The sequence below is a fragment of the Sphingobacterium puteale genome, from assembly GCF_003627955.1.
GTDB lineage: Bacteria > Bacteroidota > Bacteroidia > Sphingobacteriales > Sphingobacteriaceae > Sphingobacterium > Sphingobacterium puteale.
In genome coordinates, this window is sequence record NZ_RBWS01000009.1 from 22,211 (window position 1) to 34,993 (window position 12,783).

At 41.8% G+C, this 12,783-nt stretch carries 10 protein-coding genes; 3 read left to right on the plus strand and 7 right to left on the minus strand.

The genetic code is table 11. The features are described from left to right. Nucleotides 1–15 precede the first annotated feature (15 nt). Nucleotides 16–1,200 (minus strand): MFS transporter, encoded by a 1,185-nt coding sequence (locus D7322_RS12670; protein ID WP_121124571.1) that lies wholly within the window; start codon nt 1,198–1,200, stop codon nt 16–18. A 53-nt stretch (nt 1,201–1,253) separates the two neighbouring features. Further along, nucleotides 1,254–1,505 (minus strand): hypothetical protein, encoded by a 252-nt coding sequence (locus D7322_RS12675; RefSeq protein WP_108631910.1) that lies wholly within the window; start codon nt 1,503–1,505, stop codon nt 1,254–1,256. A gap of 200 nt (nt 1,506–1,705) precedes the next feature. Between D7322_RS12675 and D7322_RS12680 the strand changes: the two genes are divergently transcribed. Both D7322_RS12680 and D7322_RS12685 read left to right on the plus strand, forming a co-directional pair. Further along, complete coding sequence (locus tag D7322_RS12680) at nt 1,706–2,116, plus strand: OsmC family protein (protein ID WP_121124572.1); 411 nt, start codon at nt 1,706–1,708, stop codon at nt 2,114–2,116. A gap of 207 nt (nt 2,117–2,323) precedes the next feature. Next, entirely contained in the window at nt 2,324–2,758 is a 435-nt protein-coding gene (locus D7322_RS12685) for an FKBP-type peptidyl-prolyl cis-trans isomerase (protein ID WP_220700071.1), read from the plus strand. An 845-nt stretch (nt 2,759–3,603) separates the two neighbouring features. Here D7322_RS12685 and D7322_RS12695 read toward each other — a convergent pair. The 4 genes from D7322_RS12695 to D7322_RS12710 all read right to left on the minus strand — a co-directional run bounded on the left by D7322_RS12695 (nt 3,604) and on the right by D7322_RS12710 (nt 10,715). Then, the gene (locus D7322_RS12695) at nt 3,604–4,776 is read right to left on the minus strand and encodes a tetratricopeptide repeat protein (RefSeq protein ID WP_121124575.1); all 1,173 of its coding nucleotides are present in this window, start codon (nt 4,774–4,776) and stop codon (nt 3,604–3,606) included. Between the two features lie 2 nt (nt 4,777–4,778). Further along, complete coding sequence (locus D7322_RS12700) at nt 4,779–5,879, minus strand: tetratricopeptide repeat protein (RefSeq protein WP_121124576.1); 1,101 nt, start codon at nt 5,877–5,879, stop codon at nt 4,779–4,781. 5 nt (nt 5,880–5,884) lie between these two features. Continuing rightward, nucleotides 5,885–8,452, minus strand: a complete 2,568-nt coding sequence (gyrA, locus tag D7322_RS12705; RefSeq protein WP_121124577.1) for a DNA gyrase subunit A — start codon at nt 8,450–8,452, stop codon at nt 5,885–5,887. A 163-nt stretch (nt 8,453–8,615) separates the two neighbouring features. Then, entirely contained in the window at nt 8,616–10,715 is a 2,100-nt protein-coding gene (locus D7322_RS12710; RefSeq protein WP_121124578.1) for a heavy metal translocating P-type ATPase, read from the minus strand. A gap of 177 nt (nt 10,716–10,892) precedes the next feature. On the opposite strand from D7322_RS12710, the gene D7322_RS12715 reads away from it, so the two are divergent. After that, nucleotides 10,893–11,735, plus strand: a complete 843-nt coding sequence (locus D7322_RS12715; RefSeq protein WP_121124579.1) for a mechanosensitive ion channel family protein — start codon at nt 10,893–10,895, stop codon at nt 11,733–11,735. On the opposite strand, the gene coaA is transcribed toward D7322_RS12715, so the two are convergent. After that, nucleotides 11,732–12,691, minus strand: a complete 960-nt coding sequence (coaA, locus tag D7322_RS12720) for a type I pantothenate kinase (protein WP_121124580.1) — start codon at nt 12,689–12,691, stop codon at nt 11,732–11,734. The genes D7322_RS12715 and coaA overlap by 4 nt on opposite strands. Between the last annotated feature and the right edge of the window lie 92 nt (nt 12,692–12,783).

Sequence of the window (12,783 nt, forward strand, 5' to 3'; positions counted from 1 at the left end):
CGGTGCCGGTCATCATCAGGCAAGCTTTGTCCTTCGATTGTATAATAAATTTCCTACGACTGCAAAACCGATGGATACCATGATGGCACTGAAAGGGTAGATACCCGTCATACCGACATTGTTGGCAATGAAACCGATCAGCGGGCCAGTAATGCCCAGGGAAATATCGATAAATAGTCCGTAGGCAGCTAATGCTGAACCCTGTTGATTCTGGTGAACCCTTTTGATTGCCTCCACACCGAGAGCCGGAAAAACAAGTGAAAATCCCAGTCCCGTCAGTGCGGCTCCAACAAGTGTCCAAAAGGGGTGGAGGGCCAGGGCGATGACCATTAGACCAAATGTTTCGACAAAAAGACTAATTAAGGCCACTTTTAGACCGCCATAGTGATCAATTACTTTATTGAATACAAGTCTCGTCAGAATAAAGAAAATACCAAAGACCGTCAAACAAGCCGCACCATTCTGCCAATTGAAGTGCTCATAATATAACGTCATAAAGGTGGAAATACTCCCAAAACCAAGGCCGCCTAAGGCCAGGCAAATTCCGAATGGAGCCACAGTAAGAAGCACTCGCCTGAAACTGACAGCGACTGTTTTTTTGCTGATTACCTGATAAGGCGTTTTTGATCTGCTGTAAAGATAGCCCAGGATCCCTATTAAACAGGTGAGTATTCCCAGCGATTCATAATTTATATGGTCAACCATAAGTACGCCCAATGGTGCTCCGAGGGCAAGTGCGCCATAGCTCGCAATCCCATTAAACGATATAGCCTTGGCTGCGTGTTCATCTCCGAGTTCCAATAAAGCCCAGTTGATGGGACTGGCTCCGACCAGTCCCTCGCCAATACCGGTGAATAGCCGGGTGACCAGCAATACACCTAAACTAATCAAGGGTTGCGACCGGAATAAAAAGACCAGTAAGAGTAAAATTCCCGAGAGCGCAAAAAAGAGCATACTGCGCAGGACGGACACTTTTGGACCTTTGGTGTCCACGATTTTGCCGGCATAACCCCGAAGTAAAAAGGTGGCAATGTATTGTACACTGATAACCAGTCCGGCGACAATTGTATTAAACCCTAGAATTTGATGGATAAAAATAGGTAAGGTCGCAAGTGATAAGCCAATCGTGAAATAACCAAGGAAAGTTAAAGATACATAGCCTAAAATCTTTTTATTGACCTCGAGAAGAGAAATTGTCATTTTAAAAAATTTTAGGCAAAAATACTTGTTTATCCTTGCTTTTGAAAATATAGTTAGTACACGACTGTCTCTTTAATCTCACAATTTTTATCGAGCCATTCCTGATCGAATTGTTTCGGTGAGACCTTTTTACCCTGATAGATATAATAGATTTTTTCGGATTCTCCTTTTACCGGCGGTCCTGGGATTTTGTTGACAATTTTCTCTTCAGGACATTCCCGGATAAGTGCCTGCTGGCTGCGCTGAGGGGTTTTGCAAGAGGTAAATGCTGCTGTTAGGATGAGGAGATACGCTAATTTATTCATGAGTTTAGTTTTATTATATTGAATAACGAGACTTTATTCGGATTTGCGACATGATTTTGCGGAATAAAACACAACTTTTTATACTGTTGTTTGTTCAATAAAAAGGAGGGAGTCGGAGGATGGATGATAAGATTTTATCGCGAAGTTTTGAAGATCAGAATAGTATTCATTAATAATCATATAACAACAAAAGAGTAATCATGAGAAGAAAAGCAACAGCCCTATGGAACGGGAACCTAAAAGAAGGTAAAGGGAATTTAACAACAGACAGCACCGTATTGGACCATACCCAATATTCATTTTCAACACGATTTGAGGATGGTGTGGGTACCAATCCGGAAGAGTTGTTGGCCGCTGCGCATGCCGGATGTTTTACCATGCAGCTTAGCGCATTTTTAACCGAAGCCGGGTTTTCTCCCGATGAACTCAAAACCGTATCGACCATTGTTTTTGAAAATGGCGCAATTGTCCGTTCTGAATTGGAACTGACGGCGAAAGTGCCATCCATTGATGAATCGGAATTTCAGTCACTCGCTCAAAAAGCAAAAGAGAATTGTCCCGTAAGCAAAGCATTTAGCTTCGAAAAAACGTTACAGGCTGCTTTGGTATAAAGACGCCAGAATAAAGATGGTTTAACGACCATAGCAATGCAGTGATGTTTTAGGAAATCCTAAAACATCACTGCATTTTTTTGTTAAAAAAATAAAAAGCCGTTACTTTGGTCTCTGATCAGTCTATTGTATACCGTATACCGGTAAACTTCGCGGGTATGTATAAACCCAGCTGATCGCGGTAAGGGAAAGTTAAACGAAATTATTTTGGTACAAAAAAAGAAAAGTAAGCTAAATACTACGGCGTTACTTGAAAAGAATAGGACGGAAGGTCTCGTATTTCTCGCCGAGAATGCGACTAAAGACGGTGTGATCGCCTGCCAGTCGGGTTTACAGTATAAAATATTGACAGAAGGTGCGGGCAAGATTCCGACGAAGGCTTCCAAGATCATTTGTCATTACAAGGGTGAACTGTTGGACGGAACGGTATTTGATAGCTCCTATAAACGTAAACGTCCGGAAACATTTTATATCAACGAACTTATCCGTGGCTGGCAAGAAGCAATGTGCATGATGCCTGTGGGATCGATATGGCAAGTGTATCTTCCACCGCATTTGGCTTACGGCAAGGAAGAGCTGTTGCCACGAAAAGGCGGAGAGTGTACCTTGGTTTTTCAGATTGAGCTAATTGCGATTCTGTGAGGATTTATTGAAAAGATGACTATGAGCTAAATGCGTAGCTTAGCACCGAATTTTGAGCCTGCCCGAATTTTTATGATAGGAACTGCTTCGTACAAAAAAATATGAAGATAAAAGGGGTAAAATTGTACCAAAATGCAAAAAGCACAAAATTCGGTTTGGCACAATTTTACCCCTAAAATTTATTGATTTGTGATAAAATATTTGCTAAAATCGCTATTTTAGATATCCTCAAGGCGGATTTTAATCACGTTTATTTTCTAGGTTAATCTTAAGGGAAAAGTAAATTCCCTTAAGGAGTTTTTGGATTTGCCTAAGAGGACGGAGCATTCCCCCCTGGGAAAAGTAAATTCCCTTAAGGAGTTTTTGGATTTCCCTAAGAGGACGGAGCATTCCCCCCTGGGAAAAGTAAATTCCCTTAGGAAGTTTTTGGATTCCCCTAAGGGGATGGAGCATTCCCCCCTGGGAAAAGTAAATTCTCCTTAGTGTATTTTGGATTCCCCTAAGGGGACGGAGCGTTCCCCACTGGGAAAAGTAAATTCTCCTTAGTGTATTTGGAATTCCCTAAGGGGAGGGAGCGTTCCCCACTGGGAAAAGTAAATTCCCTTAAGGAGTTTTTGGATTCTCCTAAGGGGGCGGAGCATTTCCCCCTGGGAAAAGTAAATTCCCTTAAGGAGTTTTTGGATTCCCCTAAGGGGAGGGAGCGCTCCCCACTGGGAAAAGTAAATTCTCCTTAGTGTATTTGGAATTCCCTCAGGGAAATGTTGCGGTTCCTTCGGGGAAAATCAAAAAAAAATCCCCGGAAAAACCGAGGATTTTATCTATTTTAGAAGAATTTACTCCAGTTATTATTGCAATTCTTTGATTTTCGCATTGATCTCAGTTGTCTTAGCTTCGTCCTGCATGAAAACATAATAGTTTTTAAGATTTGTTAAAGCGTCTGCATTTTTCGGCTGTAGGGCAACCGCTTTTTCCAAATAAGGCAATACAGATTTCAATTCTGCCTTGATCTTATCTACTTCGGCGTTATATTGCGCCTGCGTCAATTTTCTGTTGTTGTTTACGACATTAAGCTTTTCACGTGTTTTGTTCATCAACGTGATCGCTAAATTTGTATTGGCTTCAAAGAAGTTCGGATCGATTTCCAATGCTTTCTTATAAGCCGCAATTGCCGCTTCGTCATTTTTTGCGGATGACTGTGCAATTCCTAAATAATAGTTCAAACTTTTGTTTGAAGGATCTTTCGCCAATTGAGCAGTGATAGCATCAATAGTTTCTTTTTCGTGACCTGTAATCAGATTCAATTCGATATTTTGCGTCATTGCCGCATTGTCATCGGGATAAGCTTCAGCAGCTTTCTTCGCGTACTCCAAAGCAGAAGTGGTGTCTTTCACATTTAAATACAATTTAGGTAGATCGACCATAATTGTTTTATGTGAAGAAAAGTCTTTTCTAGGGATCAGTTCTTTGTAACGCTCGATTGCATTTTTATAATCCTTGTTGGACAATGCTGCTACACCGCTGTAGTAAGTCACCAATGTGTCTCCGGGAAGGTAAGTCAATGCTTTGGTGAATGAATTATAAGAATCGGCATATTTCTGTGCCTGATACTCTTCGGCACCGATATTGAAGTTATATTGTCCAAGAATTTGCTCAGCCACAGTGATGTTCGCTTTGTTGGCGCCATCAGTATCCAATTGTTTTGCTTTGGCAATACCATCTTCTGCTAATTTTGCCAGTTCACTGGATTTATCTATAGTTGATAGATTTGCGTTAACGAGAGCATAAACTGTCCAAGCCTCTGCATTATCTTTTGTTTTTTCGTTGATAACAGCAGCGTCGATGGCTTCTTTTGCTGATTTAAGATTAGGCAGGCCTAATTGAGCAGTACCGGCTTCTTTTAATTCCTGAAATTTTGCAAGACCAGTTTTTGCCTTTTTTACGTTACCCGTTTGGGCGAAAGAAACTGATGTAGATACAGTACCTATTGCCGCTAATAATAATAGAGATTTTAAATTCATATCTATTTAACTGTTAATTGATTCAATAATAAATTTACCCTGTCCAGTTGTGAAGCATCATCCATAAGTGTATAATATTTTGCCAGTGCCTTCAAGGCATTCACATCATAGGGTTTGATCTCGTTTGCTTTTAATAGATATTCGACCGTTAAATCCTGAATATCTTGATTCGTCGGATCTTTTAATAGCGTTTCAAGATTAATTAAGCCTAATGCCAAATTAGATTCATAGTTGTTTGGATCTAACCGCAATACATTATTATAATACTCTTTTGCTTTTTTTAGATCATTTGCATTTTCGTAAGAATAGCCGGCAATGTAATTTAATTCAACATTTTCAGGCTCCAGACGAATGGCATCAGCAATCACATTCAATATGGCATCATACGAACTGTTGGCTGAATATACATCGATCAATCTAAAAAGTATCTGCTTATTCTCAGGGAATACAGCATGTCCTTTCTCTAAAACGTTTAAGACATCCTGTTTAGTACCTCCCAGACTATAAATTTGTGCTAATTCCAGAAAGTAGCCCGGCTTAGGGTTTTCACCTTTAATGAGTTCATCATAATATTTGATGGAATTCATATAATCTTTGTTTTTTCCGGCGAGTACCGCAAGATTATATTTTAGGTCGCTATTTTTAAAACCGAGCGAGTCTATGCGGAGGTAAGCCTGGTATGCTTTATCAAACTTTCCGTCCTTTAAAGCAGCACCGCCTTGATAGGAGATGGCACCAGCAAGATTTTGACGGATATAATCCATCTCAGCCGGAAAATTTCGACGTGCTTTTTTCGCATCCAGCAATTTTAATGATTTGATGGATATGTCGATAGGGTCAAGTTTATACTGCTGTTTTCGAGTTGAATCCGCAACTGCCAGTGAGCTATACACCAACGCCCTCAGAAGGTTGTTGTTGACAGATGCCGAATCTTTTTTGGATTGGAACGCAGCATCTGCAAACTTTCTGGCGTTTTCAAGATTTTTAAAATCGCCAGTTTTGGTATATAAAGCAAAACTGTTGCTGCCCTCTTTTAAATTTGATTGGGCAGCAACAGTTAAACTACTTGCAGATATGAACAATGATATCAGTAAGTTTTTCATTCAGTTTATTCTTCGTTTGAATCTATATTTTCTCCAGAAGTTAATCCTTCATTATCCGCTTCTGTTGAATTTTCATCGCCAGACTCTTCATCCGATTCTTCTTCGCGATCTACTTTTGTGATCGAAGCGATCTCGTCGTTGTCTTTCAGGTTAATGAGTCTTACTCCTTGTGTTGCACGGCCCATTACACGCAATTCTTCTACAGCTATCCGGATAACAATACCTGATTTATTGATGATCATAAGGTCTTCTGCGTCTGTAACGCCTTTTATAGCAACCAATTCACCTGTTTTATCAGTGACATTGATTGTTTTGACACCCTTACCACCACGATTTGTGACCCGGTAATCTTCGATATCCGTACGTTTTCCGTAGCCTTTCTCCGAGACCACCAACACCGTTGTTTCTGAATCATTGACACTAATCATGCCAATCACCTCATCACTATCGGAAGATAGGGTAATACCACGAACACCTGTTGCTGTACGGCCCATTGGGCGGACGGTAGACTCATTAAAGCGAATTGCTCTTCCTGAGCGCAGTGCCATCACAATTTCGCTACTTCCTGTCGTCAAACAAGCTTCGATCAATTGATCACCGTCGTTGATGTTGATTGCATTGATACCATTTGCTCTCGGGCGGGAATAGGCTTCCAAAGACGTTTTCTTGATGGTACCTTTTTTAGTACACATGATAATGAAGTTGTTTTCCAGGTATTCCTGGTCTTTCAGGTTCTTCACTAAGATAAAGGCCTTAATTTTCTCTTCTTTCGGTACATTAATGATGTTTTGAAGTGCACGGCCACGCGAAGTACGGCTTCCTTCAGGAATCTCAAATGCACGCAACCAGAAACAGCGACCTGCTTCTGTAAATAGGAGCATGTAGTTGTGCGCCGAGGCTGTAATGATGTGCTCAGTGAAATCCTCTTCACGTGTGTTTGTTCCGATTGATCCTCGGCCACCACGACCTTGACGTTTATATTCGGATAACGGCGTACGTTTTACATAGCTGTTATGGGAGATTGTGATCACGATTTCTTCGTCATCAATAAAGTCTTCCATACGCATGTCTTCGGCAGAATGAACAATCTGCGACCTACGTTCGTCACCATATTTTTCTTTGATCTCAATTAACTCATCTTTGATGATCTTCATGCGGAGCTCTTCGTCTGCCAATACAGATTTCAAATAGTCAATTGTTTTCATCAATTCAGCATATTCTTCTTTGATCTTATCACGTTCCAGTCCTGTCAGACGACGCAAAGTCATATCCAAAATAGCACGGGCCTGCAGATCGGATAGACCGAATTGCTCCATCAATCCAACACGTGCATCTTCAGGCGTATCGGAGTTACGGATTAATTTGATGACTTCATCCAAATGATCCAAGGCGATCAAGTATCCTTCTAAGATATGCGCACGTTTTTCAGCTTCCGCCAATTCGTAACGTGTACGTCTGACAATAACATCGTGTCTATGTTCAACAAACTCACGAATCATATCTTTTAGATTCATCAGTACAGGTCTTCCTTTAACTAAGGCGATATTATTGACTGAAAAAGAAGTTTGTAGCGCTGTATATTTGAATAGATTGTTTAAAACAACATTGGCGTTGGCATCACGTTTAATGTCATAAACGACACGCATACCAGTACGGTCAGACTCATCGCGGATTGCCGAAATACCTTCCAATTTCTTTTCATTGACCAAATCTGCAGTACGTTCGATCATATTAGCCTTATTCACCTGGTAAGGGATTTCGGTCACAATAATCTGTTCTTTTCCGGACTTGGTGGTTTCAATTTCGGCTTTAGCACGCATGACAATACGGCCACGGCCCGTATTACAAGCATCCTGAACTCCTGCATACCCGTAGATCAATGCTCCCGTAGGGAAGTCAGGGCCTTTGATATGTTGCATCAACTCGGGGACTTCGATATCACGGTTGTCGATGAAAGCTATTGTACCGTCGATTACTTCCGAGAGGTTGTGCGGGGCCATATTGGTTGCCATACCTACGGCGATACCCGACGCTCCATTGACCAGGAGGTTAGGGATACGTGTTGGCAATACGGTAGGCTCTTGCAAAGAGTCGTCAAAGTTATTTTGGAAATCAACAGTGTCTTTGTTGATATCGGATAGCATTTCTTCGGCGATCTTCTTTAATCTCGCCTCTGTATAACGCATTGCCGCAGGAGGGTCACCGTCAATGGAACCGTAGTTACCTTGGCCATCCACCAGCGGGTAGCGCAAACTCCAATCTTGAGCCATACGAACCATGGTGTCGTAAACGGAGGAATCACCATGTGGGTGATATTTACCTAATACGTCACCAACGATACGGGCAGACTTTTTATAAGGTTTACCACTGGTAACCCCTAAGTCCAACATACCATAAAGAACACGTCTGTGTACAGGCTTCATGCCGTCACGTGCATCAGGAAGAGCCCGGGATACAATGACAGACATGGAGTAGTCAATGTAAGCAGACTTCATCTGATCCTCGATATTGATTGGGATAATCCGGTCGTTTGCCGGAACAAGATTGTTGTCGTTTTCTGTTTCTTCAGCCATATGAATTTGGTTTCAATAAAACTAGTAAGCAAGCCCTTTTAATTGGCTTGCTACGCATGCGAAGTTACAAAAATTTAACCTCAAAAGCGAATGAATTGAACCCTAATATACACAAAAAAGATAATCTTTTATGGATTGTCTTGGTACCTATGCCGTATCGTTTTTATTTCAATTTTTTAAAGCGCAGGCGGATCGAATTACTGATGACAATGAGATCGGAGAAGGCCATACTTAAAGCCGCCAGCATCGGGCCTAAGAATCCTGCTGCTGCCAATGGGATCGCGATAATATTATAGGCAAATGCCCAAAAAAGATTCTGCTTGATAGTCAGTAAGGTGTGATGGCCTATCTGCAGCAGCTTTTCGATAGATTTCAGATCACTATTCAGCAGAATGACTTTTGCAGACTGAATGGCAATATGTGTTGCGTCGCCGAGTGAAATACCGACATCAGCTGCCGTAAGGGCAGGAGCATCGTTAATGCCGTCGCCTACCATTGCTGTAGCGGCCGTTTTTTTGAGATCCGAAAGAATTGCCAATTTTTCGCTGGGTGATTTTTCCCAGTAAACATCCGCTATACCAAGTTTTTGGGCCACCCGTTCACATTTACTTTGTCGATCACCGCTCAATAGGATAGGCCGGATCCCTTTATCTTTTAGGTACTGTACAAGTTCCTTTGCATAGGGCTTGATCTGATCTTCCAGCACGATACCTGCAATGACGACTTCATTGATGGTCAGCGTCAGGTCGTACCTGTTGGAATAATCTTTCCTGCCAATTTTTGCATTACAAATGGAATAGCTGTTTCCATTGGTGTCCGTGGCAAATATTCCCTGTCCTTTTATTTCGTTGACTTCTTTGAATATAATGCGGTATGACTTGATCTCCTTGAGATGCTTGCGGATAGATTGGGCAATCGGGTGACTGGAATAACTTTCCAGCTGCGCAATGATCGACTCCACCTGCGATTGCGCTATACCAAAGGTCTGAATGGCTTTGATATTAAAATCGCCGGTTGTTAGCGTTCCCGTTTTATCAAAAACCATCTGTTTGATTTCTGACAGTTCTTCGATTGTGCTGCCGCCCTTGATAAGGATGCCCTGTTTAGCTGCCCGCCCCAGACCGACCATCACTGCCGTGGGTGTGGCCAGGCCCATCGCACAGGGACAGGAGACCACAAGTGTCGCAATGGCATTCATCAATGCCTGCTGTAGCGGCAACTGGGCAATAAAGTAGGCGATAAAAAAAGTGAAAAATGCGATCATGACAACAATAGGTACAAAATAGGCCGCCACTTTATCTCCAAATTTTTGAATGGGCGGCTTTTTGCTCTGCGCGTCTTTAATTAATTGAATGATCTGATATAAAACGCTTTTAGACCCCACTTTAGTGGCCGAAATCCGGATATTGCCGGCGCTCAGCAATGTGCCGCCGATCACGGCATCATATTTTGTTTTTTCGACCGGGAGACTCTCGCCCGTCAGCATGGATTCGTCGATCCAGGCATGGCCATCCAGAATATCTCCGTCCACAGGAATCAGGCTTCCCGTGTTCACTTTCAGAATATCCCCGGATCTGATCTCTTTTGCCCTAATTTCAATTTCGTTATCACCTTCAATTTTAATCGCTTTAATATCTTGGTATTTAACCAGATCTTTGATGGCAGATGTGGTTTTGGTAACAGCTCGTTTTTCAAGTACATTACCCATAAAGACTAAGGTAATAATCGTCGCACAGGTTTCGTAAAACTGATAATCGTGCCCCAGCTGATAATAACTACCAATAGCACTGTAGACAAACGCCGCAGTAGATCCGACAAAAATAAGCACATCCATGTTGGGCATTTTATTCCATAGCGAACGCAGGGCGCTATTACCAAAGTAGAGACAACCGACAAGATAAACCGGTGTACAAAAAGCCAACTGTATATAGGGATCGTGGAGCAAGGGGAGAGTCACAAACATATGGCTCCATAGCGGAATGGTAAAAAGTAGGCAGATCAAAAATTTGAATTCAACTGACTTCCAAAAGCTTACTTTGCTGTCTTTATCCTGAATGACTTTATAGCCCAATGACTCGATACCTTTAACAAGCTGCGGAACCTGATCCTGGGGGATAGCGGAGAACTTTACTTCATCTGAAGCGAAATCAACGTAGATCTCCTTAGCGCCCTTGTCTTCTAGGTATTTATGGATTGAAATAGCACAATTTGTGCAGTGCATTCCGGTTACGTTGAGTTCAGTTTGCACGTTGGATTCCTTCATTTAATAGCATGTAATGTCTTTAGGCAAAGATAGGTATTTCCTGATAATGCTCTTTACGTAAAGTAAAATTGTTTAGTTTCATGACTGCTTTAGCTCTACTGTACAGGAAAAAAAATCTTCAGCACCGTGGAGAAAACGATAAATTTGTTTTTATTTGCAAATCATCAATGTTTAAAAATGACAAAATCTATTTCCTTTATCATACGGATTATTCTACTCGTTGCATTGACGGCTTCATTTGTACAATTCGAGTCTTTTTACAGGCAGCGGGAGGTCATTCTGAACATGGCTTACGGCCTGAATACTTTTCTGACGGCCAGTGTACTGATTTCGATCGGTCATTTTATTCTTGTCAAGCTTTACAACAGCCGCAATGAACACCAGGTTGTCCGCGGTAACTTCGTACTGGGGATCACACGTGTGGCAACTGTGGGAAATGTGTTTTTTATCATTGTTAGTTTGATGATTGCGGTCGGTATCAACCCGAAAGATTTTATAACCAGCATGACGATTGTGGCGATGGCCATTGCAGTTATCTTCAGGGAATATATTACCAATATGATATCGGGCCTGATCATTATGTTTTCGGATCAATTTTCCGTGGGTGATCGCATTAAAATAGGGGAATACCAAGGTAAAATCGTCGACATTACGCTGGCCAATCTCGTTGTCCGGGACGAGGATGATGATGCGGTCATGATCCCTAACAACTTGGTGTTTACGGCCACTCTGGTCAATAAAACATCGCAGAAATCCAATAAAATTGTCGTAAAATTTGAATTGCCGATAGATCGTGCCGTGCCTGTAGAAGTGCTAGAAGAATACTTTAATCCCTTATTTCAGCATAATTCCAATCTGGATCATGGTCAAGGATTTACGGTGAAAATAGCTGACTTAGCCAAAGACTATGTAAAATATAAAGTAGAGGTCAGCACGATATCCTCAAGTAACCGGATCCACCAGCAGGTGCAGAGCAAGATTCTGAATGAGGTTCTTCAATTTAAGGGAGCGGTCAGTTAGATCTTTCTGACTTTCACATTCTTGACAAAATGGTGGCTGCCTTTTTCCAGGATAAGATCGGCGCGATAGCGGGTCGGTAAGATATTCTTGATCAGGTTTGGCTTATTAATCTCATTCCAGATATTGACGGCCATCGCATTACTTTCTTCGGGTGACATATCTGCATATTTATGGAAAAATGAAGCCGGATTCTGAAAGGCTGTCGCCCGTAGGGATTCAAACCTGTTGGTATACCACTCGATGAGGTTTTTCTCACTGGCATGTACATAGATCGAATAATCGAAAAAGTCGGAAACGAAGACACTATGTCCTTTGCGGGGTCGTTGTGAATTGACCTGTAACACGTTGATTCCTTCGACGATTAAGATGTCCGGTTGTTCAATGATCTGGTGCTGATCATCGGGTAATACATCGTAAACCAAATGGCTGTAAACCGGAACCATGATTTTAGGTGCTCCGGATTTAACCGCAGAAAGGAAATGGATCAGGCGTTTGGCATCATAGCTTTCCGGAAATCCTTTGCGGTTTAGAATTCCTTTTTCGATCAGTTGTTGATTGGGATGGAGAAAACCATCCGTGGTCACCAGATCCACCTTTGGTTTTGAAGGCAGCATACTCAGTACCCGTTGCAACACCCTGGCCGTGGTACTTTTTCCTACAGCGACGGAGCCCGCAATACCGATGATATAAGGTAATTTGCTTTCTTCTTTTCCAAAAAAACGATTTGTCCGCTGATGCAGGCTTTGGAAACGGTCAATGTGAATTTCCAGCAAATGGCTCAGAGGAAAATAGACTTCTTCGATTTCTTGGTTTGTCAATGGCTCGTTGAGCGCATGCAGGCTCTCAAGATCTTCGGAACTGAAGTTGTGCAATACCTTTCCATTTAGATTTTTCCAGTCTTCCCGTTTAATTGATCTAAAAGGAGAGTCAATTGCTATTTGTGGATCCAATTGCATCGAATTGCTATTTTTATTGAACGTTTAAATGTTGTTGATGTCCTGCTTATTTTTTGCTGTTACAGCGCACTTTTCAACTATTCAGCGGCATA

What these genes read in the sequence shown, in the direction of transcription:
- D7322_RS12670 (WP_121124571.1), bottom strand. Translation starts at nt 1,200, where the DNA reads ATGACAATTTCTCTTCTCGAGGTCAATAAAAAGATTTTAGGCTATGTA.
- D7322_RS12675 (WP_108631910.1), bottom strand. Translation starts at nt 1,505, where the DNA reads ATGAATAAATTAGCGTATCTCCTCATCCTAACAGCAGCATTTACCTCT.
- D7322_RS12680 (WP_121124572.1), top strand. Translation starts at nt 1,706, where the DNA reads ATGAGAAGAAAAGCAACAGCCCTATGGAACGGGAACCTAAAAGAAGGT.
- D7322_RS12695 (WP_121124575.1), bottom strand. Translation starts at nt 4,776, where the DNA reads ATGAATTTAAAATCTCTATTATTATTAGCGGCAATAGGTACTGTATCT.
- D7322_RS12700 (WP_121124576.1), bottom strand. Translation starts at nt 5,879, where the DNA reads ATGAAAAACTTACTGATATCATTGTTCATATCTGCAAGTAGTTTAACT.
- gyrA (WP_121124577.1), bottom strand. Translation starts at nt 8,452, where the DNA reads ATGGCTGAAGAAACAGAAAACGACAACAATCTTGTTCCGGCAAACGAC.
- D7322_RS12710 (WP_121124578.1), bottom strand. Translation starts at nt 10,715, where the DNA reads ATGAAGGAATCCAACGTGCAAACTGAACTCAACGTAACCGGAATGCAC.
- D7322_RS12715 (WP_121124579.1), top strand. Translation starts at nt 10,893, where the DNA reads ATGACAAAATCTATTTCCTTTATCATACGGATTATTCTACTCGTTGCA.
- coaA (WP_121124580.1), bottom strand. Translation starts at nt 12,691, where the DNA reads ATGCAATTGGATCCACAAATAGCAATTGACTCTCCTTTTAGATCAATT.